Source organism: Larkinella punicea (assembly GCF_003334855.1).
Taxonomy (GTDB): domain Bacteria; phylum Bacteroidota; class Bacteroidia; order Cytophagales; family Spirosomataceae; genus Larkinella; species Larkinella punicea.
The window spans coordinates 88,798-113,934 of record NZ_QOWE01000006.1; the positions used below are offsets into that span (position 1 = coordinate 88,798).

Genomic DNA, 25,137 nt, shown 5'->3' on the forward strand with positions numbered 1-25,137 from the left:
TCCCATCGAAAACCGGTGTGATAAATCGATTCGGTTATCGCCGTTTTTGGGGCTTTTTCGTTGTTAAAACATCATACGACGTTTTTCCGAAGATAATCGCCAGAATCACGGGAAGCAAAACCGCACCGGTTTTGAATCCTGAGCCCATCAATTGGTAGGTACCGGTCGAAAACCGGGTATAGGTTTGGAAAATCGCAAACAGACAGACCACAAACAACGTGACGGCCAGCACTGCCGCCAGCGTACCGCTCAAGGCCCGGCTGATGAGGAAGCTGAGCAGCAAGGCCACCAAAACCGTGACCGCCACGGTGGCCATCGCTTTGGGCAATGTTTCAAGGTAATCATGGTCGTACCAGAAAATACTGATCTGGCCAATCAAATTCGGATGGGCCAGCAGCCAGGCATCGACGATAACTAAAACAAACAGGACGAGGTAATAAAACTGGTTGTTGCGCATTGGAGAGCAAAAGGTGATGAAAACCCAATCTTCGGGAGTTTTTATGAATAAAAAAAGCCTCAAAAGAGGCTTCTGGTTAGAAATAATCCCGCGACCGTTTCAGGATAACGCTGCTGCCTGGTCATTTTGTGTGTGAAGAACGGAAACCGCTACCGATTCATAGCGAATCGTTTCCAGATGTGCTTTTTTAGGAGCAACGGTTTTGGGTCGGCTGGTGTGAATCCAGTGTAATAGCGGTTTTTCGACCCATCGGTGCGCCAGCCAACTAAACCAGGCCAGGAACGCAACCAGCAGGACATTCGCTACGACCACGTAGTTTGCAAGCCCCAGAATCATCAGCGCCTGGGTAAGCATCATGATGGCAGGAACGTGAATCAAATACAGCAGATAGGAAGCATCCCCCAGCTTTGTCAGCCAGTCCGGATACGAAAACCGGTTCGATGCCTCCCAGCGGATCAGACCCAGCAACAGAACCATTGCCGGAAGACCGAATCCGCCAATTCGGAGCCAATAGTCGGCGGGGGTAGCCCACTCTCCGGTGAGGAAAAAAAGCCCGGCGGCCAGACCCATCAACAAAGGATGAATGTCAAAGGCATTCCGGCGGGCGAGATGGTAGGCAACCACGCCAAAGCAAAATTCCAGCGTAAAGGGACTCAACAGGAAAGGGTGGTAACTGAATGCAAACAGCGGGGGCTGTCCGGCCCCGGTTGCCAAACCGTTGAGCAGGGTTGCGCCCAGGAGCAGAACGGGGATGATCAGAAAGTACCGCGAGACAATCAACAGTCCGAAGAGTACATAAAAATAAAGCTCGTAGCTCAAGGTCCAGGTAACTGGCAGCAGGCTCTCGTGAAAGGGAAGAAGCGTGAGCGCTTTTGCAATTTCGACGGGATTGAAGCCGTAAGAAAGCCATTTTAATGAAGGGGCAAAGGCATTGAGCCACAGAAACAGCACACTGGCTGCTACCAGAACCAGCCAGTAGATGACATAAATGCGTCCGAAACGTTTTTTTAAATACGGAATCAATTGATCGGGTCGGTTTATTTTCGACCCGTTGGTGTGGGTAATGATGAAACCGCTGATCACAAAAAACAGATCGACGCCACCAAAACCGGCTTTAAAACATCGCAAGAGAGGGGAATAAATCGCGACATCTTCCATTTTCATCGATACGTGGAAGAGCGTGACAAGGAGGGCCGCCAGGGCGCGCAAAGCCTGGACGGATGCGAAGGATTTTGGTAAGGTGTTGGTAGAACAGAGCTGCATGAAAAGGAAATGTTGGTTACACGTTTCGAGTTGAAAGGCCCTTACATTTCCCGTTTGCGGGCATAGGCAGTGAATAAACGAAGCGATCCCGTCAGGTCAAATGCATAAGGTTACTATTAAGATGATGATATGGCTAAATGGTAACATGTTAGACATAAATAAATATCGACACGGCTGATAAATGGCTTAAAATCAGTAGATTATTGAAGTATTTTCTGTTTTAGGATGTATAATACCGCCGGGCAAATGTCATAAAACCGGCGGCTAACCCTTCTGGTAAACCCTGTAAATGGACGAAACTGAACGTTCGGGGCAGGCGAAAATCCTTGATGGTGACAATTTTGAGCACTCCGCTCTTTACTTCTTTTTCAATGGCGCGGGAGGACAGAATGGACAGACAATTGGCGTGTTCCAGAAACGATTTGATGCTTTCCGAACTACCCAGGTGCATGACCACGGTCAGCGTGGAAGGCCGGATGCCCCGCGCCTGGAGTGCCGTTTCCAGCACTTCGAGCGTGCCGGAACCGCGTTCGCGCAACACCATCGGAATGGCACTCAGTTCTGCCAGCGTAATTTCTTTCAGACGGCTGTAGCGGCTGTTGCTATGCACGACGGCGACCAGTTCATCTTCCAGAAAATCGTGGTATTTCAAGCCGGCATGGTGTTTTTTGCCTTCCACAATGCCCAGATCGATCTCTTTGGCCGAAACCGCGTGTTCGATCATCTCGGTGTTGCCGGTTTGCAAACTGAGCTGGATGGTTGGATACCGTTCGTAATAGGAAGCCAGCAGGGGAGAAATCAGGTATTGGGCGATGGTGGTGCTGGCACCGAGCCGCAGACTGCCTTTCAGGTCATTTTTAAAAGTATTAAGCTCAAAAAGGGCTTCCTGATACAGATCGAAGATTTGCCCGGCATACCGGAACAACACCTCACCGGGGGGCGTCAGCACAATGGTGTTGCCTTTCCGGTCAAAAAGCCGAAGGCCGAGCATATCCTCCAGGGCCTTCACGTGTTTGGTAACGGCAGGCTGGGTGATGAATAGCTCCGAAGAGGCTTTCGTGAAACTGTGGTGACGGGCAACGCTGTAAAATACTCTCAACCGGAAATCTTCCATCGGAACAATCAATAAAGCTATAGTTATAACCAAAGGTAATAAAGCTACGAAGAAAACAAACCAGGAAATTGCCAACAAGCCCTGCGGGCTTATTGGCCGTGAAGTTGCATGAAAATAACTACCAGACTCTGCTTACCTTTGCATTTCTCCGCTAAACCGCACGGGCGATCCCGTCTGCGAAACAACTCGATTATGCAGCGCAACGACCATCTCAAAGAAGCCGAAAATCAGGAATTTGACATTTGCATCATTGGTGGAGGTGCCACCGGCGCCGGGTGTCTGCTCGATGCCCAAAGCCGGGGTCTGAAGGCCATCCTCATCGAGAAGCACGATTTTGCTTCCGAAACCTCCAGTAAATCGACCAAACTGATTCACGGCGGGGTGCGGTATCTGGAACAGGCGGTCAAACAGGCCGATCTGAACCAGTATCACATGGTGAAAAAAGCCCTGCGCGAACGCCTGACGCTCATCCGGAACGCTCCGCATCTGGCACATCCGCTGGCGCTGCTGACGCCCTGTATGAGCTGGATGGAAGGCATTTACTATACCGCCGGACTGAAAATGTACGACACGCTCTCCGGCGACCTGAGCATCGGAAAAAGCGAGTGGCTGAACAAGGAAGAGGCCCTGAAACGCAACCCCTCGCTCACCCATAAAATTCATAGTGCGGTATTGTATTACGACGGTCAGTTGAACGATGCGCGGTACAACATGTCGCTGGTCAAAACCGCCATGCAATACGGCGCGGTGGCCCTCAACCACGCCGAAGCCCGCACCTTTGAGAAGGACGCGGCCGGTCAACTGGTGGTTTTGTACGTCCGGGATTCGCTAACGGGGCGGTTGTTGCGGGTGAGGGCCAAACGGTTTATCAACGCCACCGGCCCGTTTGCCGACCGCATCCGACTGCTGGCGAACCCCGAAATGGGCATCCGGATGCGGGTCAGCAAGGGCGTTCACATCATTGTGCCGGGCGAGTTGATGCCGTCGGATGCCGCCATTCTGGTGCCGAAAACCGACGACGGACGTGTGGTTTTCATCATTCCCTACAACGGAAAACTGATGATTGGGACGACCGAAACCGAGTCGGAACTGGGCGAGTCGGAGCCGGTGGTGGAGCGGGCAGAAGTCGATTACCTGATTAGTTACGTCAACCGGTATTTTGAAAAACCGATCACCGCCGATCAGGTCATTGCCGGTTTTGCCGGATTGCGCCCTTTGTTGCAGGCCGACCCCAACGCCGATACCAAGCAACTGGTGCGCGATCACGAGGTTGAAGTGGATCCGGCATCGGGCCTCGTCAGCATTCTTGGTGGCAAATGGACAACCTATCGACTCATGGCGAAAGACACCATCGACAAGTTCTACGAATTGCAGCAATGGCCCGAACAACCCTGCGTTACGGATCACATCAAACTGGTCGGGGCTGAAGGCTACGCGGATGATTTCTGGAAAGTGCTGGTTAATAAATATGCGGTTCCGGAAGCCATTGCCAGACACCTGAACCGGCAGTATGGCACAGAAAGTCTGGAAATTGCGCAGCTTATGCACGACCGGCCCGACTGGGCCGAGCGGCTTTCGGATCGTTTGCCACACACCAAAGCCGAGGTGGTTTTTGTGGTACGGGCCGAAATGGCCCAAACCCTCAAGGATGTGCTGGCCCGGCGGTTTGGGCTGGAACTCACCGACTGGGAATCCACTGACCAGATTTCCGAAACCGTTGCCGACCTCATGGCCTCCGAATTGGGCTGGACCGAGGACGAGCGTCGGAAAGCCGTGTCCGACTACCACGCCGAGATCGACTGGTTCCGGAAATCGGCGGGGCTGGTGCTCTAATATGAAGTAATTAAACGAGTGGTCTGGCCGGTGGTCTCGGGGAAATAGGATTGATCAGAGGTTAATCCTATTTCCCCGAAACTACGGGGGTCAACGTCACCGGACCGAGCAAGCCGGATGCCAGCGGTTTCCATTTTTCAGCGGTAAAATTGCCATCTTCACCCCGGTTCTCGCGCAGTCGGGCCGACATGTTGATGTTGTAAAATTTCTTCCAGTTGATGTGTTCCCGGTCCATGTCGGCAATCCGGTTGGCCATGCTGTTCGACACAAAAACCGTCAGCGTATTGGTCGGTTTTAGCTGGTCTTTGGGAATAAAAACCTGATACGTCGGCCCGATCAATGTTCCGATTTCTTTGCCATTCAATTGAACGCGGGCACTTTCGGCCACTTTTCCCAGATCAAGCAGCCAGCCATCACCGGTTCCTTCCGGTTTCGGAAAAGAAATCGTGTAGGTGGCCGTTCCCGAAAACTTTTTCACATCATCGCCATCCAGTTCCGTCCATGAAGCCAATTGATCGGTTTCTTTTTTAGTCGGCAATTGTGGTCCTCCATTGACGAAGTTGATCGCCCAGGTTCCCTTGATTTCAGTCCCGGCGGCTGACGGTTTCAGATACGCATACGCCGGACCACTGACGGCCGTTCGCGACGTTTCCAGAATGCAGGACTCGCCGGGCGCCAGTTGCAGATATACCTCCCCAACTCCGCCGGTTGTCCGAAACCGGGCCAGTCCCAGCTTCTCCGTCATCGGGTTATACAACGCCACCGACTTCGCAACCACACTGATCGGCACCCAGCCGTCTACAGCCTTGTTGCCCCAGTTGGCAATGAAATAATAGTTGCCATTGGCGTGGCTCCGGCGCACCACCTGCAGCCCGGTATCGACCATTTTCTCCCGCTTGACGCCCGCAGCCGTCAGCATAGCCTCCAGATCACTCGCCACCCAGAACGCGCCTTTCCCGACCCGCGCTTTCTGCACGCCATCCTCGGCATCTTCAAAATTGATGGACGTAATCAGCGCATTGAACGCGTTCTGGCGAATGGCCAGTTTACCCCAGCCGGGAACATCCTGCGGCAGTTCGTTGGCAAAAACCACCTTCGCCCCACTTTGCGCCAGTTTCATCAACTGCTGAAGCGTTTCCAGTGGAATCAATTGCGCTTCGGGTACCAGAATCGTCTGGTAGGTTACACCGCCCGTTTGCAATTTCCCGCCGATGGCCGTCACCTTCATCAGTTGTTTGTCCGATATAAAGTCGAAACCGTATCCTTTTTTCAGGAGAGACTCGGCGTGTTTCTCTACCGGCAAGCCTTTAAAACCGTGTTCGATGCCGTCGAAATGTTGCAGCAGTTCCCGGGCGGGGCGGGCAAAGGCATCGTAGATCGGCAGGTAGACCAACACGTCGTTGTTCGGCTTTCCGGCTTGTAGAAACGACTGACAACGAGCCACATACTGGTTCAATTTGCTAAAATCCGTCCAGAAGGAATTGTTCGGATTGAAATGCACGGCGGCATAAAACAGCCAGCCGGGCCAGGCAGCTTCCTGCGGAGAATAGTTGGTGCCGTGGTAAAACGTGTGGTTCACCCCGCCGAGCAGAAACCGGTCCATATCCTTTTTGATGTCGCTCAGTTTCGACAGGAAATGTTCGTTATCCCAGGTCGCCGACTCCGACGAGGTCAGCTTTTTGCCCGTCACATTAGCCGCCGACGACGCAAATTTGATGCGCAGCATCTCCGTGCCTTCGATTTCGGGAATGTCGGTGATGGCATACAAATCCAGAATGTTTGCGGGCGAACCGTGCGCCTGGTTCCGGATGATTTTGCCTTTCCCTTTGGCCCAATCGCTCCAGGTTTTCGTGTAATTTTCGAGCAGCAATTCCGAAATGGTTTCCCGGTAATCGGTCAGCACGCGCTGGTAACGGTCATTTTTCCCTTTTGCAAAGAACGACACCAGTTGGTGCCGCAGGTCGTAGCCGCGCCGTTTCACAAACTCATTGAACAAGGCCGGGGTCCAGTTGCTTTCGCCCTGGGCGTCGTCCACCTCATACGAATCGTTGAAAAACGCCCGGATGTTTTTCAGGTCGTGTCCTTTAAAAGCCGTATCGAATCTTTTGAGGTAATTCTGCGTGGCGGTTTTGGAAAAGTGATCGATGACGTCACCCTCGCCCCCCGGTCCGGCCCGCTCCACCATCTTGCCGTGCCAGCCCTGAAAAACCGCATACAGAATCCAGGTGCCGTCCGGTGCCGTCCAGTTCAGTTTCCCCGTACTGTCGACGTTCGTAGTCAGGTTGATGACCCGGCCATTGTCCGAATACGCCATCATCGTAACCAGTGGCAACGGTTTTTCAAACCGCACCTGATCGAACGCGTGAAGTTGCAGGTTCGGATTTTTCGCAATCGGTTCGACTAACTCTTTGATATCAATCTTCTCGCCCACCGTCCGCATAATCGGCTTCTGGATGTAGGTAACGGGCTCGTTGAGGGTCTCGCCACTTTTCAGCGTGAACGTCTTGTGAACGACGTACTTACAGGCATCTTCCGGCGTCACCCACGGACCGCCAAACGGCCAGCCCGACGCCTGCGCCAGATCGACCCCCAGACCAATCCGATTGGCTTCTTTCAGCGTATGATCCAGCATCGACATCCACTTCGGTGACAGAAAGTCGATGAACTGTTTTTCTTCCCCTTTGACCCCGTAAATGGGGGTAATTTCGACCCCGCCCAAACCGGCTTTCTGGTATTGGGCCATCAGGCTCGTGAGGTCTTTCGGGTTCACCGCGCTCCCCATCCACCACCAGCGGGTCCAGGGTTTGGCCTGCTGCGTGACGGCTGGCCAGCGGGGTTGGGCCAGTAATGCGTTGCTGAGGAGAAGTAAAAAAAGTAATTTTTTCATGTGTTTTAAAGGGCTATTTCGCAGAGTTGAGCGGAGGAATAGGAGCTAAGCGGAGAGAAATAATAGAATCTCTGCTTAACTCTTTTTTCCTCCGCTCAACTCCGCGAAATAACTTCAATTTCTCTTTACCACGTCAGTGTATACAACGAAATCCCCTGCCTCGGCAGGTCGGTTTTCAGCCGGACGGTGCCGTTGGTAACCGCCACCTGCGTCGGCGCTTCGAATTGGGCCAGCTTCCCGGCTTTTTCCAGCGTCGCAGTTTGTTCCGCCGTCGGTTGCTTTGGCGAACCCATTTTTAGCCAGACCGCGTAGGAATTGCTGTGATTTTCGTCGATCCGGTACTGCGTCACCGTCACCTGTTGGGCCGGTAAGCCTTTGATAGTCAGATCGACCAGCGAAGCGGCCGCCGGAACGTTGTCGTCGTGGTAGTTCCAGACCATCACGGCTGCGGTATTGGAAGCCGTATCGCGGGTTGCCAGGGCGTTGACGTCCGGTTCGGCCCGCCGAACGCTGGAGTCCCGAATTGCCATCGTGTGGTAGGCCATGTTACCCGTTACCTCCACCCGGTTTCCGCGCATCATGCCGTACATCCGAAACACGTTCAAAACCGGTTTATCGACGCCGTTGGTCGCCAGATCGCGAAAACCGTAGAACCAGGGCTGGTCTTCAAATTCAAATGACCAGGAAACCGCGCCTTTGAAGTTCACCTGATGCGCATCGGCCAGTTCATACTTCCGGGCAAACGCGGCCGCCGTGTAGCTCGAATACATCGTGCCGTTGCGGTAGGCGTTCTCCGGGTTGGTTTGCATCCCGCAAGCCGCACAGCCTTCCGGGTCTGACTCGCCAATGATGATGGGCAGTTTGCTGAATTCGGGATACGAGGCCACAATCTGAAAACCGCTCGAAATGTCGCGCAATTGGGTTCCCAGATTCATCCGAACGTGTCCATCGACCAGTTTGGGCGACCCTTTCGCGTGGAAAGCTACAAAATCGAGGGGAGTGCCGGTTTTGCCGGTGACATAATTTTTCCCGCTTCGGCAGTGTTCCAGAAACGCTTTCAGGAACGTAGCACCCCGCTTCCCCTGCGGCCCCGTGACGTGCGGACCGCCTACTTTGGCCGTCGGTAAGGCCCGCCGGACAGCGTCTACGGAATAGTCATACAGTTTGTTGTAGTCATCGACGGTACCGCCCCAATACGGGCTGTCGGGTTCGTTCCAGAGTTCCCAGTACCAGCTTTCGACTTCTTTTTTGCCGTAACGCTTCACCGAATGTTTGACCCACTGATAGATCAATTCGCCCCATTTCCGGTAATCTTTCGGTGGATACCGCCAGCCGGTGTAAATCTTGTCGTACGGTTGTCCGGGTTGCCAGTCATGCCCATACGGTTGCGGTTTGGAGGATAATGCTTCCGGCATGAACCCCATCTGCGCCATCGGTTTCATCTTCCGCTCGACGTAGGTATCGAAAATCTTGTCGACAATCGTCCAGTCATACACCGGTTTTCCTTTGGCATCTTCCGTGTAGGCGTTGGTCGAACCCCATTTCAGGGCCGGTTTTCCGTCGCCGGTCACCAGCAGACTGTGCGCCCGGACATACACCGGAACCGGACTCAGTTCCGCCAATTCAGTCAGCAGTTTTTTGCCGTCTTTCATGTAGGTGTAATTCGGCTCATCGTAGCCAAACCACGCCCAAACCGGCTCCATTTTGCCTTTGGGTTTGCTCAGATCCACCTGAATCGAAACCGGGGGAGGGGGTGTCGGAATGGTTCGCAGGGCCTCTTTGTAGTCAACGTATTGCGCCAGATCCCGCAGCGCGATGACTTTGTAATCGTTATCGTGCAGGTATTTTAGGTAGGCTTCAAAAATAGCCGGGGGCGTGGTCACCCAATCATGCGCGTAGTCGGGAACACCGTGGATCGTCAGCACGACAACCTTGCCGTTTTTAGCTTCCTGAAAGGCCTTGAAAATGCGCTCTTTGTCGAAATTATTGGGTTCGGTGGTGCTGAAACTCGGAATCAGGTACGGATAATCAGTCGTCGGATCGTAGGCCCGCGCCCCGCCAACCCGCGCAAACTGGTAGTTTTTTTCTTTCAGAACCTCAAAAGCAACGGGGTTGGTGCCGTAGCCGGGATACGCAAACGTGGTGAGTGGCCGGTCGATGCCATACGTTTTGCAACGGGCTTCGAGGGAATCGAGCTGCGCCGTAAACTGCGCTTTCGACAGTTTCGTCACGTTGCTGTGTGTCAGCGTATGATTGGCAATTTCGAATCCCATGCGATCAAGCTCCCGCATCTGCTCCCAGCTCATGTATTTCTGCTTGTCGGCAAAATCGGGCGGGAATTCGCAGACGTAGAACGTACCGCCAAACCCGTATTTCTTCAACAATGGAGCCACCACCGTCGCGTGGGTAACGGGGGCATCATCAAACGTCAAAACCACGAGTTTATCCGGAATCGGTTTGCGGACAACCTGAGCAATGGCACCCGGCAATAGACTGGTTATCAGCAGAAAGCCTAGAACGATGCGCCGTTTCATCTGGAAAACTTAAGAGATGGGAAGAGTGGAATTCGGTTGGATGGGAACGCGGATTGAACGGATAAAACAGATTTTTATAAATCCGTGAAAATCCGTTTTATCCGTTCAATCCGCGTTCCCATCCCTTTCAACCTAAACAACCGGTGTGCCTGTGGGGGTGTTATTACTGGAAAGTTCGATCAGCTTATAGCGCGGAACCAGCAGGTGCATGATCAGCCAGGCCAGCAGGTAACCAAACCCGCAGATCAGGAACATGATGTAATAGCCCGTTTCCAGGTGCCCAAGTTCCTTGTAATGGTCGAACAGTTTTCCCGCCAGTTTGGAAAAAGCCATCCCACCAAGTCCACCCGCCATACCGCCAATTCCGATGACGGAGGCCACAGCTTTTTTCGGAAACATGTCCGAAACCGTCGTGAAAATGTTGGCACTCCAGGCCTGGTGGGCCGAAGTAGCAAACCCGATGCTCAAAACCGCCAGCCAAAGGCCCATACTGCCCAAATACTGGATAAAAACCGCCGGAATGGCACAAAGGGCATAAATGAACATCGACGTTTTCCGCGCCCGGAACACCGGAAACCCTTTTTTCATCAGGTTCAGGGGCAACCAGCCACCAAAAATACTGCCAACGCTGGCAATCGTGTAGACCACGGCCACCGGCAGCGAAGCCGCACTGCCTTCCAGTCCGTACTCAGCTTTCAGGAAGGCGGGCAACCAGAACAGATAAAACCACCAGATGGGGTCGGTGAGCATTTTACCGATCACGAACGCCCAGGTTTGGCGGAATGTCAGCAGTTTAAACCAGGAGACTTTTTCTGTCGAAGTTTGATCTTCTGTTTGCTCATCCTGATCGCTGTTGATGTAGGCCAGTTCTTCCGGGCTGACTTTCTTGTGCTTCGCGGGCGTGTCGTAAATGGTAATCCACAGAATCAACCACAGAAACCCAATCGCACCAGTAATGATGAAGGCCCATTGCCAGCCCCAGAATTCGGCGATGAACGGGACGGAAAGGGGTGCCAGAATGGCCCCGACGTTGGTACCGGAGTTGAAAATTCCGGTGGCCAGCGCACGTTCTTTTTTGGGAAACCACTCGGCAATCGTTTTCACAGCCGCCGGGAAGTTGCCGGATTCACTCAATCCCAAACCGGCCCGGGCAATGCCAAAGCCGAAGGTTGTTTTGGCAAAAGCGGTTAACACACCCACAATACTCCAGGCGGTCAGCGAAATGGTATAGCCTATTTTGGTTCCGAATTTATCAATCAGACTTCCTGCGCCCAGCATCCCGAAGGCATAAGCGAGCTGGAAAACCACCACCAAATCAGCGTAGTCCGATTCCGACCAGTTAAAATCTTTTTCCAGGTCGCCTTTCAGCAAACTGATGACAACCCGATCCAGGTAATTAATCGTCGTTGCAAAAAACACCAGAGCACAAATCGTCCAGCGGTACCTTCCAATGGCTTTATTCATGAGAAAAAAGAGTAATATTCAGCTATAGAAAGCAGATGGTGTAGTTTATCTACCTTAGTTTAAAAGTTGTATCGCGGAGATGAGCGGAGAAAAAAGGAGTTCCGCAGAGCTTTTTTCATAATCTCCGCTTAACTCTTTCTTCCTCCGCTCATCTCCGCGATACAACTTCTGAACTTTCACACCGTTTTTCGATACCGCCACGACGCCAGCAGCAACAGCCCGACGGCCATGCCGCCCAGCACGAAGAACTGACGGCTGACATCGGCGAAGGTGCTGCCTTTCAGCATGACGTTCCGGCCTACTTCAATGATGTATTTCAGCGGGTTAAGCCAATTGAGCCACTGCGCCCAGACCGGCATATTCTCGGTCGACGCAAACAAACCGCTCAGGAGAATGAAGAGGACCAATACGAAAAACGAGACGAACAATGCCTGTTGCTGGTTTTCGGCCAGCGTGGAAATCAGGAGGCCCAGCCCCACGCACAAAATCAGAAAAAGGAGGGCGAAAACGTACATCAACGCAACGCTGCCTTCAATCCGGATCTGAAATAAAAACCGCCCCAACAGCAAACCGACCGTGAATAAACCCAGCCCGACGATCACAAACGGAATCGACTTGCCCAGAATAAACTCGTGCTTGCGGATGGGCGTTACATTCAACTGCTCCATCGTCCCGATTTCCTTTTCCCGCACGATGTTCAGGGCCGACACCAACCCGCCCACCAGCAACAGGAGTTCGAATAGAACGCCCGGTACCATGAACGTTTTGTATTCCAGTTTCGGGTTGTACCAGTACTGATTTTCAATCGTTAACTGCGACACCACACCCGGCGAAACCACCTTCGTTTCTGCCAGAATATCAGCACTGAAATCCCGGATGATGGCCGTTGCGTAGCCGTTGGCAATCCCGGCTTTGGAACCGTCGATGGCGTTGAGCAGCAACTGAACAGTGGTGCTTCCTGCCTTTTCCAGATCGCGCTCAAAATGGGGCGGAATCACCAGAACCAGGTCGGCATCACCCGCCAGCAGCGTTTGCCGGGCCTTTTTGTCCGATGATAGATAACCGGTTAGGTTAAAGTTATCGAGGTGCCGGAATTTGCCGACGAGCCGTTGCGAATACGTCGTATGATCGCCATCGACCACGGCAATGTTCAGGTTTTTTACCTCATAATTGGCCGCGTACGACAGCAGAATCAACTGCATGATCGGCGCCAGAATCATGATCCGGAGCAACACCGGATTCCGGCGAAGCTGGCGGATTTCCTTTTCAACCATGTAGCGAATCCGGTTCATGACAGGCGGGTTTTTAAGTTGCGTAAGCTCAATCCCATGAAGAATACCGACATCCCGACCAGCACCAGCGTGGGTTGCCACAGATACCGCAAACCGGCGCCTTTGATCATGATGCCTTTGACAATGTTGATGAAATATTTTGCCGGAATGAGGTTGGAAACGAGCTGAAGCGGTTTGGGCATACTTTCGATCGGAAACATAAAGCCTGACAGAAAAATGGTCGGCAGCAACATCGCCATCAGCGACGCAAACATCGCAACCAGTTGGGTGTCAACGATCGACGAGATAAAAATACCGATCGATAACGCCAGAAAGATGAACAGCAATGTTTCGGATAATAACAGCAAAAGACTGCCATTCAGCGGCACTTTCAGGACAAAAACGCCGAGTGCGATGATGATGCAGCCATTCAGAAATGACAGCAACAGATACGGCACAACCTTCCCCAACAAAATCTGTCCCTGACTCAACGGCGATACCATCAGCACTTCGAGCGTGCCGGTTTCGCGTTCGCGGGCAATGGTCACGGAGGTCATCAGGGCCGACACCAGAAGCAAAACCATCGCCATTACGCCCGGCACAAAGACGAACGCGCCCTTGAGTTCGGGGTTGAACACCATGCGGCTGCGGACATCGATGGTCAACGGCGGCTGAACGTTCGGGTTGAGGTCGGTAACATAATCCCGAATGATTGCGGTCGCGTAATTGGTCAGGCTGATGGCGGTATTTTGCTCGGTGGCGTCGGCCAGCAATTGAATCCGGGTGCTGTGGCCGTGTTCGTAGTTTTCCGTAAAACCGGCCGGAAACACCACCGCCAGTTTGATTGTCCCTTTCCGAAACGCCCGTTCGATGTCGTCGTTCGAGCGCAGGTTTTTCCGCAACTGAAAATAGCCGGAAGCCAGTAACTTGTTGGTAATCTGCTGCGAATGCGGGCTTTTGTCGTTGTCGAGAATCGCAATGTTGGCGTTTTTGATTTCGTTCGTAAGCGCAAATCCAAACAGCAACACCTGCACCAGCGGCAACCCGAACAGGATTAGCAGCGTCCGGCGGTCGCGCAGGATGTGGAAGAATTCTTTTTTGACAAAAGCAGTGAAGCGGTTCATATTTCTTTTTTCGACAACCGCCCGGACAGCGGTCGAAGACCCTGTCAGCGGCATTATTAAATCGGTTATAAACGTCAAAACCAGCGACGGAAAATGCCGCTGACAGGGTCTTCGACTGCTGTCAGGGCAGGTATCTTATTTCGTCGACGTTCCTCTGGCTAAAATCTGAAAAACTGCATCCATTGAATCCACGTTGTAGGCGGTTTTCAAACCCGAAGGCGTATCCAGGGCCTTCATTTTCCCGTCCACCATGATCGACACGCGGTTGCAATACTCGGCTTCGTCCATGTAGTGCGTCGTCACAAAAACCGTCGTTCCGCCGTGGGCGGCTTCGTAGATCAAATCCCAGAACTGTCGGCGGGTGATGGGATCGACCCCACCGGTCGGTTCGTCCAAGAACACAATTTTTGGTTCGTGAATCAGCGCCACCGAAAACGCCAGCTTCTGCTTCCAGCCCAGCGGTAGCGAAGCCACCAGCGAATCGGCAACGGATTCAATACCCAGTTTCCGCAATATCTGGTCAGTTTTCACCGGAATGTCCGCCCGGCGCAAACCGTAGATGCCGCCGTAAAACCGGATGTTTTCGCGAACGGTCAAATCTTCGTAGAGTGAAAACCGCTGACTCATGTAGCCAATGTTCTGTTTGATCTTTTCAGACTGCCGATAGACATCAAAACCGGCTACGGTCGCTTCGCCCGACGACGGTTTCAGCAAACCGCAGAGCATCCGCATTGCCGTGGTTTTTCCGGCTCCGTTTGCCCCCAGAAAGCCAAAAATCTCACCCTGCGCCACATCGAAGGTGATGGCATTCGTGGCAATGAAACTGCCAAATTTTTTAGTCAACTGGTGGGTATGAACTGCGTTTTCCATAATCGTCAGGCCGTTGGCTCCGGTTGGGTCATCAATGCCATAAACGTGTCTTCGATGCCCGGTTGAATGGGGTGGATTTTAATATTCCGATGGTTATTATCCAGCAAATACGAGTCTATTTGCCGGTCAGAAACGGCTGCGGATTTCACCGTCAGGTGCAGAAATTCACCGAACGCGTAACAGGATTCCGTAAACGGAGCCAGCCGCAAATCCTGAATGAGTTGATACGTATCGGTTGCCCGAACGGCGTACAGCGGTTTGGTAAACCGGTTCGTAATCGCCGACGGTGTATCGACCGCCAGCACGGTTCCGGTCTGCATAAAGGCCACCCGGTCGCAGCGGCTCGCTTCGTCCATGTAGGGCGTGGAAACCAGCGTGGTCAGTCCGCGTTCGTTGAGTTTGCGAAGCATATCCCAGAATTCCTTGCGGGAAACCGCATCGACGCCGGTGGTCGGTTCGTCCAGAAACAGCACTTCGGGCTTGTGAATCAGCGCGCAACAGAGGGCCAGTTTTTGTTTCATGCCCCCGGACAGTTGCCCGGCCCGGCGATCTTTGAACGGTTCCAGTTGCGAATAAATCTCCTGAATCAGGGGATAGTTTTCCGGGATGGTGGTTCCGAAAACCGTAGCAAAAAACGCCAGATTTTCCTGTACGCTTAAGTCAGGATACAACGAAAACCGCCCCGGCATATACCCCACCAGTTGTCGCAACGCTTTGTAGTCCTTCACCACATCATACCCCGCCACCGTCGCCCGGCCCTGGTCGGGCAGCAACAACGTCACCAGAATCTTGAAAAGCGTGGTTTTTCCGGCGCCATCCGGCCCGATCAGCCCGAACAGTTCGCCCGGACGAATCGACAGGGAGATAGCGGAAACCGCCGGCGTTTCACCGTACGATTTAGAGACGTTTTCAATGATGATGGCATCCATGTTTTTTACGGTTTACAACCGAATTTCCCCCGGCATCCCGATCTTCAATCCGCCGTCGTTTTTTACCTTCACTTTCAGGGCGTACACCAGGTTGACGCGCTCGTCTTTGGTCTGGATCACCTTGGGCGTAAACTCGGCTTTGCTTGAAATCCAGATCACGGTTCCGGCATATTCCTTAAACTGATCGTTCGGCGCATCGACCAGCACCTTCACCGGCTGACCGGTTTTGACCCGCACGAGTTGGTCGCCACTGATGTAGGCCCGAAGCGTGATCTGGTCCAGATTGGCCACTTTGTACAGCGGTTTTCCGTAACTCGCCACCTCCCCGGTTTCGGCAAACTTAACGGTGACCGTACCCGCCGACGGGTTCACAATCGTTGCTTTTTTGATCTGGTCGTCGATCTGCCGGATTTGCGCTGCCAAAGGGGCTTCCTCCGACAGCGTTCCGCTCCGCTGGGTCGTCAGGGCCGACTGCTGGGCCGCCCGTTGCTGGCGAATCAAGGCAATCTGTCGCTCGATGACGTCGATCTGGGCAACGATGTCATCCAATTGTTTCGTCGGGGCCGCTCCGGCGGCAATCAGATTTTGGGTGCGTACTTTCTCGCGCTGGAGTGTCTTCAGTTGCTGTTCCTGAACGGCAATCTGTTGTTCATAGGGTAACAGTTGTGCCGGAATGTTCGGGGAGCGGCTGGAAACCGCCCGCCGACTGGCCAGCAACTGCGCTTTCCGAAGCTGGAGTTGCAGCGGATCGATTTGCCCGACGGTTTGCCCGGCTTTCAGCGTCTGGCCTTCCTCGACCGACAATTGTTGCAGCGCGCCGGTGGCTTCGGCGGAGACGATGGTTTCGACGGCTTCAAAATTGCCGTACGCGTCTGATTGCGGCTCGGTTTTGCAACCCAGCAGACCGATCAGAAAGGCAGAAGTAATCAGAATGGATTTCATGGAATGGCTGGTTTGTGTGGTTAATTTCCGGTCAGCGTTCGGTACTGGATTTTCGCCAACAGCAGTTGTAATTCGTGGGTCTTCTGGTTCAAAAGGGCCAGACTTTCGGCGTTGAGTTCGGATGCATAATCGCGGGCGGCCAGGGTTCCGTTGTCGAGCTGTACGCTGGCGGCTTGCTGGATTTTAGATCGTAAGTCACTGATTTCCCGGTCTTTCTCCAGCAGGGTGCCGATGCGGTCGATCTCGGTTTGCTGTTGCCGCAGTTGCAGCGACAGGTTCCGGTCGAACACCTTCTGCTGAACGCCGATCTGCTCCCGGTTGAGGGCCAAAACCGTCCGGTCGTTGCGAAGCGTATAGGCCGACGACAGGTTCCAGCTCAACCGGATGCCCCCGATAAAAAAGCCCCGAAAGTCGTTGTTGAGAAAGTTCAGTGCCGGTCGGCCCGCCCCGCCCTGGGCAAACGCGCTCAGCCGGGGTTGCAGGCGGTTGTTCATCAGCCGCAGTTGCGCATCGAGCAGCGTCCGTTGTGACTCAAAAAGTTTTTGCTCCGGGCGGTTTAGCGACAGATTTTCCGTGGTGGTTTGGGCCTCTTCCACCACCAGCCGTGTGCTGTCGGTAATCGTTAAGCCGGTCAGCATGGCAAGTTGATCGCGCAGGCCCCGGCGGGTGGCCGCCAACTGGGCCAGTTGCTGTTCGGCGTTCAGCACTTCGGCGTTTAAAACATCCACGGTAACGGTAGCAACGGTTCCAAACTTTACGCCCGCTTCGGCTTTCATGATGCGGTTTTGCAATTCTGCCAGGCGGTTTCGGGTCAGGCGGGTGTTTTCGTCGGTCAACAAACTGTTTAAAAAATAGGCGTTAACCTGGTCTTTGAGCCGGTTTTGATCGACGGCCACCTGTTGCAACCCCACCGCCGTACTGGCCCGCTGCACCTGTTTCTGGAGCGTCGTCTGCTGGCCGTCGAACAAGGTGTAACTCACATCGGCCGTCAGCTTGTACTGGTCTTTACTGAGTTGCGGAACCGATATGTTCGGCAATTCGATGGGTAGTTTGGTCACTTCCGATTGCCACGTCGCCTGTCCGTTGACACCCACTTGCGGGAGTCGCCGGTTTTTGTCCAGATTCACTACATTCAGATCACCGGTTTGCTGCACCAGTTCGCGTTGTCGGCCCAACGGGTCGTTGGACAGGGCAGCGGCATAGCCTTGTGCCAGCGTCACCACCGACTGCCCCCGGGCCGTCCCCATCAGCAGTAGTCCCAGTAAAAGTGCGGAGATCGATTTCATAAAAATCCGTTTAAAAATTCATTCTAAATTGTTTTTCTAAAAATATTTTTAATAAACTATCAAAAAAAATCAGACGGGTTTCAAATACGCCATGATCGTCTCAAACACAATTACTTTCCGTTCTTCCAGAAAAGCTTTGTAGGCGACATCGTCCATACCACCGATGTAGAGAACAATTGGTTTTGCCATAAACGGAAATACCAGACTCCCCAACAGACTGACGATTAACTGCAGTGGTTTTACGTTCCGAATGGTCCCTTTCTCTCCTTCCAACTGCAACTGCCTGACAAAACTAGAGGACTGAATAATATCTTTTGCCTTGAGTTTTTCGAATACTTCGCTGCTATCCTTCTGTAATTCAGACAGTATAAAAACCGGTACGTGCGGATTCGCACACAGGAAATCCGTATAGTTATCGACTACTTTCCAGATTTTAATTTCCAGGGGCACTTCTTCATTTAGGATAGACACGACTCTGCCTAAGAACGAACCCATCGTTTCCATGAAAATGCTCTGAAAAAGCTGCTCCTTGCCCCGAAAGTAATAATTCACCATCGCCATGGTCGTGCCGGACTCTTCGGCGATGTGACGCAGTTTCGCCCCGTCGAATCCGCGCTCCAGAAATACCTTCTTGGCGGCTTCCTTGATCTTCTGCTCGGTGTTCTGCTCAGTCTGTTTCGGTTTCATCGGGGCAAAGGTAGTGGTAGAATTGATTTATTAAAAAGTTTTTTAATAAATATTTTTAATAATGACACAGAGTTGATCAGAGGACATCAGAGTAAATTTCTGTATACCGCCGGGCGGCCCCGTTTGTGTAATAACCGGTTCAATCGGTTGTCGCTTGCGGCAAGTGGACTATATTTGTAGTACGCCATGAGCTTATATGGTAAGCTAAACGACATTCATAGTCGTATTTAGTCATGTCAAAACTGTCGGCATTCTGTATGATACGTCCGTACTGGCTCATCCTTTTAGTCATACCGCTCCTGCGTTCCTACGCCCAGTCGAATCAGCCCCCCCGTATTTCTGGAAAATCCCCGATTGCCAATCAATTTGAGCATCTGTCGGTTGAAGATGGCTTGTCCAATGACTTCATAACGGCTATTCTCCAGGATCGGGACGGTTTTATGTGGTTTGGAACGGGGGAGGGCCTCAATAAATACGATGGTTCTGCCTTCACGGTTTTTAAACCTGACCCCAGTCGGCCAACCCGCAGCTTTCAGAATGGCTACATCATGGGCTTGTGCGAAGGCGATTCGAGCCAGCTTTGGGCGGTTACAAGAGGGGGAGGATTGCATGAAATCAACCGGAAAACGGGGGTCGTCATTCCGCATCCTATTCATGCCAACCAGGCCAACCGGTGGAATAACCAGCATTCTATCTTCATAGACCAGCAGCGCATCATCTGGATTAGTGCCTATGCGGGTCTGGCCCGCTACGACCCGGCCAGACACCATTTCACCCTCTATCCGTCCCCCGTTGCCGATGTGCCGGTAATCACGGCTTTTGAAGACCGACAGCATCGTTTCTGGGTCGCCACCCACCAGGGATTGTACCGCTTCGACCGCCCGACCGGAAAATTCACCCCGGTGATGGTTCAGGGATTGAAGGGTCCTCAGCCCTCCTTCCAATCGTTTTACCTCGATGAAAACGATGTGCTCTGGCTGGGTACGGCCCTGGCCGGCTACAGTCTGTTCAAACTCGATCTACGCAGCCAGCCGTGGAACCTGGTTCCCTACAACCCGCGCGGAGAACTTCATTCCTTCGTTTGGCGGAACACCATCCACCGGGATTCCACGGGGATTATCTGGATCGGAACCACCAACGGTTTGCAGGGAATCAACCCGGCCAGCGATCAGGTTTTTACGTACCAGTCGGACCCAGGCCGGTATAAAGGACTGGCCAGCAGTAGTATACAGGCGCTCTATCACGATCGGTCGGGTATGTTCTGGATCGGCACCAACAACGGAATCGACCGGCAGGCCGTGAATACCAAGCCTTTTTCCACCTACCAGGTAAAGGCCAATGAGCGGAGGGCCCATGTACCCGAAAACAGAGTGTACGCCGTCTTCAAGGATACGCGCGGTCAGCTCTGGTTCAACAATTCACCCGGAATATACCGACTCTCCGCTGATCAACAACGGCTTGACCCCATACCGCCCGAAAAGCTGGGGGCCGTGGGAGACCACTACAACGAGGTGAGATCGTTCCTGCCCGACGGGAAAGACGGCATCTGGCTGGGATCGTACGATGGTTTATACCACTTCGATCAGACATCCGGACGGTTTACCGCATACCCGTCGGAAATGCCGGCCCAGTTTATTGCGGTTCGGCAAAAGGCGGGGAAACCGCAGGGCGACGTCTGGATTGGGGGAGATGGCGGTTTTGCTTCTTTCAATGTCCGCACGCATCGATACACTTATTACCGCTATCAACCGGGGAAACCGGGGGGCATCCCCGACCGGTTTGTGTATGGGCTTCTGGTGAGCCAGAGCGGTGAGGTATGGATTCTGATCCACCGGTTGGGCCTGTGTCGGCTGAATCCCAAAACGGGCCAGATAACCCGCTATTCGGCCGGCCCCAAAGGACACCTGAGCAGCAACGACGTTCGAACCATTTACGAAGATTCGAACGGAATAATCTGGATCGGCACCTACCTGGGTGGTTTAAACCGGTTCGACCCGAAGACCGGCCTGTTTTCGACGATCACCCACCAGGATGGCATCCCCGGCAACACCATTGTCGGCATCACCGGGGATGCGTCGGGGCATCTCTGGCTGAGTACCAACGACGGTCTTTGCCGGGTCGATCCCCGCACCAAAGCCATTCGTACCTACCAGGTTTCGGATGGTTTACCCACCAATAACTTCAAGCAAAATGCTGTCTTTCGACACGGCAATCAACTCATTTTCGGCAGCGAGAATGGCATTGTTCAGTTCGACCCCGACCAGATTCGCGATGACAACCGTCCTTTTCCGGTTTATGTTACCGGGCTGACGGTCATGGACAAACCCCGGAAAATCACCGGTAACGTTATTCATCTGCAACACGACGAGAATTTTTTGTCGATTGCCTTTGCCGCCCTGGCCTACGATCAGCCCCGGCAAAACCAGTATGCCTACCAACTCGTCGGGATCAACCCCGACTGGGTCCAGAACGGAAACCGCACCGTGGTCAATTTTACCAGCCTGCCACCGGGCCATTATACGTTCCGGGTAAAAGCCGCCAACAGCAATGGGTTCTGGAGCCCGCATGAAGCCGTCATTCAGGTGATTGTTCAGCCGCCCTGGTGGGCCACCTGGTGGGCGTATGGCCTGTATGGGCTGGCGATTGCCGGAGTGATATGGGGGTACATCCGGTTTTCTACCAGCCGGTTCCGGCAACGCCAGGAGCTTGAGTTGAATCGTCGGCAGGCCGAGCAGCTCAAGGCCGTCGACGAGCTGAAAACCCGTTTTTTTTCCAACATGACCCACGAGTTTCGAACTCCCCTGTCGCTGATCATCGCACCGGTAGAAAAGTTGCTCCAGGAAGGCCGGTTCGATGGGCCGATGCTCCGCCTGATTCACCAAAATGCCGAACAACTCCTGCGGCTGATCAATCAACTGCTGGATATTGCCAAACTGGAGGGGAATCACATGACGGTTTCACCCATGCAGGGCGAGGTCAGCGACTTCATCCACCCGATCGTCGCGGTTTTCCAGCGGGCCGCCGAGCAAAAAGGCATCACCTTAACCTGTACGATGGACCATTTTCCCGCCCAGGCGCAGCTTTTCGACGCGGATAAGTGGGAGAAGATCCTGACGAATCTGCTCGCCAATGCCCTCAAATTTACCGGGGCGGGTGGAAGCATCACCCTGACCGTTGCGCCCGTTTGGGTAGCGGACGAAATGACGGGGGTTCAATTTCAACTGGTCGATTCGGGCATTGGCATGGCACAACACCATATTCCGCATATTTTTAACCGGTTTTATCAGGCCGACACCTCCACCACCCGCGCCCATGAGGGCACCGGCCTCGGGCTGTCGCTGGTTCACGAATTGATTCAGTTACTGGGCGGCCACATTGCCGTGGAGAGCGAGGTAGGGGTGGGAACCCGCTTCAACTGGACCCTGCCTGTCAGCCCGGTCACCAACGTCGATCATCCCCGGATCCGTGTGTCCGGTGCGCCGTTGCCTGTTGCCGACCCACGGATACCGCTCGATCTCATTCCCGCTACGAACCCGTCACCGGAGGGAAATGCCGCTCCCCGCATTTTGATCGTGGAAGACAATCAGGAGTTAAGGGAGTTTCTGGTGGGCGAATTGACCGCTTCCTACCAGGTTTTACAGGCGGTCGACGGGCAGCAGGGCTGGGAGGTAACCCAGGCTGAACTGCCCGATATTGTCCTGACGGATGTGATGATGCCCCGGCTGGATGGCCACGAATTGAGTCGGCTGATTAAGAACCATGCGGATACCGATCATATTGCCGTGGTGATGCTGACGGCCAAAACCGCCCAGCCGAGCCGGCTGCGGGGGCTACAGGAAGGAGCCGACGATTACCTGACCAAGCCCTTCAGCATGGCCGAACTGCGTCTCCGGCTTCAGAATCTGCTCAATCGCCAGCAACGGCTTCGCGAACGCTACCAGCAACAGTTTTTGGCAACCGCCAACGCTCCATCGGCGGAAGCGGAGGTCATACACCCCTTGCTGGAACGGATTTATGACCTCATGGATGAGCGACTCGATGATCCGCAACTGAGTGTCGAGTGGCTGGCCGATCAACTCGCCATCAGCCGTCGTACGCTTCACCGGAAAGTTGTCAGTTTGACGCCCTGGGTTCCCAACGAACTCATCCGGCAGTATCGAATCCGGAAAGCGGCCCGGTTGCTCCAGGCGGGGCATACGGTGTCGGAGACGGCCGACCTGGTCGGTTTTAGCACTCCTTCTCATTTCGCGATGGTTTTCAAAGAGGTGTATCAGCAAACCCCCACCGAGTTCATGACCAGCCCTTCAAAAAGCCTTTAATGATGTAATTTTCCGGCCTTTTCCGGGTAAATGTCCCCAATTCGACAGCATCTGTCTCCAATCCGACAGCCTGCCAGCCGGTAAAACAGCACCTTTGTGCTGTTGATAATGTGTGCTATCCACACCATTTTTTTAAAACCCACCGTACCCTTTTAGTCTGTGCTGCCCTTGCGAACGGTAGACCGTAAAGCAAATGTTACTGCTGCACCTGCCCCAGCAGCCACGCTCCCAATTCTTTACTCGCTTTGTAGTTTTCGTAAACCGTCGGAATGATCCGCCCATCGGTGTATTCATTGTAGAGCCAGGGGTCGCCGACGGCGAAAACCGTCCCTTTACCCACTTTCGCCACCGCCATAATCACGTCGCCGTCTTCCGAAACCAAGGCTTTGGCCGGCGCTTTCAGATCGAGCGTCGCCAGTTCCTTGATGTAAACCGCTTTCGTTTCCCTGAAAACCGGGTTGCCGGCCGGAATCGTCACCTTGCCCTGCTCCCAGTTTTTGCCCTTCACCATGTTGCGGTTTTTGTCGGTAAACCGGATGCCGAAGGTCTGCGCCAGTTCGTTGAAGTGTTTCGTTTCGCAATTGGCCGTATCATTCGCCATCATCACCAATACCCCACCGGCTTTCACCCATTCGTTAATCGCCTTGATATCAGACGACTGAATGTAATTCGGTTTGGCGGTTTCTTTCGGAGAATCGGGATCGACAATGATGTACACGTCGATGCCTTTCAGCGATTCGGCGGTCGGCGCGGTCCGAACCGGGACGGTTTTGGCGCCCAGTTCACGGAAGGTGTTGCCCCAATGCCAGAAACCTGAGTGCATCCGATCCTCCCAGGTGTAGTGAAATTGTTCGGTTTGGCCCAGCAAATCCTTGCGAAATTCGTGGTTGAAGTGGTAATCGACGGCCACGGTTTTTCCGGCACCAACCGCCAGTTCCGGCGCGATTTCCATTTCCAGACTCGCCATTATAAACGGCCCGACGCCCTTCAGATCGTTTTTGCGGATCGGTTCGCTCAGGTAATACGCGTAGCTGCCGTCGCGGTAGGGCGTGCCTCCCAAGCCGCCCACGCTGACGGTGCCGTTGAGGTTGATGGTTCCGTTCGGCTCTTCTTCAATGAAATTTTTCAGAATTCCCTGATAGCCTTTCTGCGCCGAAGCCAGAAACGACTTGTCCAGATAGCCCATCCGCACGGCTTTCGCCAGCGTATACACAAACATGCACGACGCCGAAGCCTCGATGTAGTTGCCTTTCCGGGCTCCCTGCGTGGTCATCTGGTACCAGCAGCCGGTTTTCGAGTCCTGATATTTTACCATCGGGGTTGCCAGCCGTTGCAGGTATTTCACCAGATTGGCGCGTTGGGGGTGGTTAGTCGGGAAATAATCCAGCACATCGACCAGCGCCATGCCGTACCACCCAATCGACCGGCCCCAGAAATGGGGCGACTGTCCGGTTTTTGGATTCGCCCATTTCTGCTCGCGGCTTTCGTCGTAGCCGTGATAAAGCAATCCGGTTTTAGAATCCACCAGATGTTTTTCAATCAGCGCAAACTGTTTGGCGATGTCGTCGAAGTTTTCCGGCTGGTTAAAAACCCGGCTGAATTCGGCGTAAAATGGCTCGGCCATGAACAACCCGTCGAGCCACATCTGGTTCGGATACCGGTTTTTATGCCAGAAACCACCTTCCTTCGTACGCGGCTGTTTCGCCAGTTGATCGCGTAATAAAAATGCGGCTTTCTGAAATTTCTCCTTCCCCGGCAGCGACTGCTGAGCCAGCATCAGGAGCACCCGCCCGGTCGTGACGTTGTCGATGTTGAACTCGTCCATTTTGTAGGTGCGGATGCTGCCATCTTCGCGCACAAACTGGTTGATGTCATTCAACGTATAGATAAAGTATTTGCTGTCACCGGTGCGGTACCAAACCCGTTCGAAGGCTTTCAAAACCAGTCCCTGTTCATAATCCCAACGGGCGGTTTTGTGGTTTCCAATCAGAATCGAATCTTTGTGCCACGTCATGAACGAATCGGCCATGCGCTGGGAATACGGTTTTTGCTGGGCGAGCGCGCAGGTAGTGAACAGGATCAGAAATAGATATTTCATGGCATGTTTAAAATGAGTTGTATCGCAGAGTTGAGCGGAGAAAATTAGAGTTAAGCGGA

16 protein-coding genes and 1 pseudogene are annotated in these 25,137 nt (G+C 53.4%); 2 read left to right on the forward strand and 15 right to left on the reverse strand.

The genetic code is table 11. From position 1 onward, the window contains the following. Positions 1-34: 34 nt before the first annotated feature. The 3 genes from DUE52_RS08705 to DUE52_RS08715 form a co-directional block, all read right to left on the reverse strand. Positions 35-457: a hypothetical protein gene (locus DUE52_RS08705; protein WP_114405608.1), complete on the reverse strand. Its 423-nt coding sequence runs from the start codon at positions 455-457 to the stop codon at positions 35-37. 99 nt (positions 458-556) lie between these two features. Further along, positions 557-1,720, reverse strand: a complete 1,164-nt coding sequence (locus DUE52_RS08710) for an acyltransferase family protein (protein ID WP_114405609.1) — start codon at positions 1,718-1,720, stop codon at positions 557-559. 220 nt (positions 1,721-1,940) lie between these two features. Beyond that, positions 1,941-2,834 (reverse strand): LysR substrate-binding domain-containing protein, encoded by an 894-nt coding sequence (locus DUE52_RS08715; RefSeq protein WP_114405610.1) that lies wholly within the window; start codon positions 2,832-2,834, stop codon positions 1,941-1,943. 192 nt (positions 2,835-3,026) lie between these two features. Between DUE52_RS08715 and DUE52_RS08720 the strand changes: the two genes are divergently transcribed. Beyond that, on the forward strand, positions 3,027-4,667 hold the full coding sequence (locus DUE52_RS08720; protein ID WP_114405611.1) for a glycerol-3-phosphate dehydrogenase/oxidase: 1,641 nt from the start codon (positions 3,027-3,029) through the stop codon (positions 4,665-4,667). 67 nt (positions 4,668-4,734) lie between these two features. On the opposite strand, the gene DUE52_RS08725 is transcribed toward DUE52_RS08720, so the two are convergent. From DUE52_RS08725 to DUE52_RS08775, 11 genes and pseudogenes are all read right to left on the reverse strand, one after another. Beyond that, positions 4,735-7,554, reverse strand: coding sequence for a glycosyl hydrolase (locus DUE52_RS08725; protein ID WP_114405612.1), 2,820 nt, complete (start codon positions 7,552-7,554; stop codon positions 4,735-4,737). A 125-nt stretch (positions 7,555-7,679) separates the two neighbouring features. Further along, positions 7,680-9,326 carry a GH39 family glycosyl hydrolase gene (locus DUE52_RS08730; RefSeq protein ID WP_229312122.1) on the reverse strand — a complete coding sequence of 549 codons (1,647 nt, stop codon included), beginning with the start codon at positions 9,324-9,326 and terminating at the stop codon, positions 7,680-7,682. A gap of 309 nt (positions 9,327-9,635) precedes the next feature. Beyond that, positions 9,636-10,088 (reverse strand): annotated as a pseudogene (locus tag DUE52_RS32765) (polysaccharide deacetylase family protein); the annotation flags it as partial. A 132-nt stretch (positions 10,089-10,220) separates the two neighbouring features. Next, positions 10,221-11,552: an MFS transporter gene (locus DUE52_RS08740; RefSeq protein ID WP_114405613.1), complete on the reverse strand. Its 1,332-nt coding sequence runs from the start codon at positions 11,550-11,552 to the stop codon at positions 10,221-10,223. 176 nt (positions 11,553-11,728) lie between these two features. After that, positions 11,729-12,844 (reverse strand): ABC transporter permease, encoded by a 1,116-nt coding sequence (locus DUE52_RS08745; protein ID WP_114405614.1) that lies wholly within the window; start codon positions 12,842-12,844, stop codon positions 11,729-11,731. Next, positions 12,841-13,947: an ABC transporter permease gene (locus tag DUE52_RS08750; protein WP_114405615.1), complete on the reverse strand. Its 1,107-nt coding sequence runs from the start codon at positions 13,945-13,947 to the stop codon at positions 12,841-12,843. Before DUE52_RS08750 ends, DUE52_RS08745 begins: the two co-directional genes overlap by 4 nt. 135 nt (positions 13,948-14,082) lie before the next feature. After that, entirely contained in the window at positions 14,083-14,817 is a 735-nt protein-coding gene (locus DUE52_RS08755) for an ABC transporter ATP-binding protein (RefSeq protein WP_114405616.1), read from the reverse strand. 5 nt (positions 14,818-14,822) lie between these two features. Continuing rightward, complete coding sequence (locus DUE52_RS08760) at positions 14,823-15,746, reverse strand: ABC transporter ATP-binding protein (protein ID WP_114405617.1); 924 nt, start codon at positions 15,744-15,746, stop codon at positions 14,823-14,825. Between the two features lie 12 nt (positions 15,747-15,758). Further along, a complete protein-coding gene (locus DUE52_RS08765) occupies positions 15,759-16,688 on the reverse strand; it encodes an HlyD family secretion protein (RefSeq protein WP_114405618.1) in 930 nt (309 codons plus the stop codon). Positions 16,689-16,708: 20 nt separating this feature from the next. Next, complete coding sequence (locus DUE52_RS08770; RefSeq protein ID WP_114405619.1) at positions 16,709-17,974, reverse strand: TolC family protein; 1,266 nt, start codon at positions 17,972-17,974, stop codon at positions 16,709-16,711. Positions 17,975-18,043: 69 nt separating this feature from the next. Continuing rightward, positions 18,044-18,661, reverse strand: coding sequence for a TetR/AcrR family transcriptional regulator (locus tag DUE52_RS08775; protein WP_114405620.1), 618 nt, complete (start codon positions 18,659-18,661; stop codon positions 18,044-18,046). A gap of 257 nt (positions 18,662-18,918) precedes the next feature. Between DUE52_RS08775 and DUE52_RS08780 the strand changes: the two genes are divergently transcribed. Then, complete coding sequence (locus DUE52_RS08780) at positions 18,919-22,980, forward strand: hybrid sensor histidine kinase/response regulator transcription factor (RefSeq protein ID WP_114405621.1); 4,062 nt, start codon at positions 18,919-18,921, stop codon at positions 22,978-22,980. Between the two features lie 196 nt (positions 22,981-23,176). On the opposite strand, the gene DUE52_RS08785 is transcribed toward DUE52_RS08780, so the two are convergent. Further along, positions 23,177-25,078, reverse strand: a complete 1,902-nt coding sequence (locus tag DUE52_RS08785) for a glycoside hydrolase family 88/105 protein (protein WP_114405622.1) — start codon at positions 25,076-25,078, stop codon at positions 23,177-23,179. Positions 25,079-25,137: the final 59 nt, after the last annotated feature.

What these genes read in the sequence shown, in the direction of transcription:
- DUE52_RS08705 (WP_114405608.1), bottom strand. Translation starts at nt 457, where the DNA reads ATGCGCAACAACCAGTTTTATTACCTCGTCCTGTTTGTTTTAGTTATC.
- DUE52_RS08710 (WP_114405609.1), bottom strand. Translation starts at nt 1,720, where the DNA reads ATGCAGCTCTGTTCTACCAACACCTTACCAAAATCCTTCGCATCCGTC.
- DUE52_RS08715 (WP_114405610.1), bottom strand. Translation starts at nt 2,834, where the DNA reads ATGGAAGATTTCCGGTTGAGAGTATTTTACAGCGTTGCCCGTCACCAC.
- DUE52_RS08720 (WP_114405611.1), top strand. Translation starts at nt 3,027, where the DNA reads ATGCAGCGCAACGACCATCTCAAAGAAGCCGAAAATCAGGAATTTGAC.
- DUE52_RS08725 (WP_114405612.1), bottom strand. Translation starts at nt 7,554, where the DNA reads ATGAAAAAATTACTTTTTTTACTTCTCCTCAGCAACGCATTACTGGCC.
- DUE52_RS08740 (WP_114405613.1), bottom strand. Translation starts at nt 11,552, where the DNA reads ATGAATAAAGCCATTGGAAGGTACCGCTGGACGATTTGTGCTCTGGTG.
- DUE52_RS08745 (WP_114405614.1), bottom strand. Translation starts at nt 12,844, where the DNA reads ATGAACCGGATTCGCTACATGGTTGAAAAGGAAATCCGCCAGCTTCGC.
- DUE52_RS08750 (WP_114405615.1), bottom strand. Translation starts at nt 13,947, where the DNA reads ATGAACCGCTTCACTGCTTTTGTCAAAAAAGAATTCTTCCACATCCTG.
- DUE52_RS08755 (WP_114405616.1), bottom strand. Translation starts at nt 14,817, where the DNA reads ATGGAAAACGCAGTTCATACCCACCAGTTGACTAAAAAATTTGGCAGT.
- DUE52_RS08760 (WP_114405617.1), bottom strand. Translation starts at nt 15,746, where the DNA reads ATGGATGCCATCATCATTGAAAACGTCTCTAAATCGTACGGTGAAACG.
- DUE52_RS08765 (WP_114405618.1), bottom strand. Translation starts at nt 16,688, where the DNA reads ATGAAATCCATTCTGATTACTTCTGCCTTTCTGATCGGTCTGCTGGGT.
- DUE52_RS08770 (WP_114405619.1), bottom strand. Translation starts at nt 17,974, where the DNA reads ATGAAATCGATCTCCGCACTTTTACTGGGACTACTGCTGATGGGGACG.
- DUE52_RS08775 (WP_114405620.1), bottom strand. Translation starts at nt 18,661, where the DNA reads ATGAAACCGAAACAGACTGAGCAGAACACCGAGCAGAAGATCAAGGAA.
- DUE52_RS08780 (WP_114405621.1), top strand. Translation starts at nt 18,919, where the DNA reads ATGATACGTCCGTACTGGCTCATCCTTTTAGTCATACCGCTCCTGCGT.
- DUE52_RS08785 (WP_114405622.1), bottom strand. Translation starts at nt 25,078, where the DNA reads ATGAAATATCTATTTCTGATCCTGTTCACTACCTGCGCGCTCGCCCAG.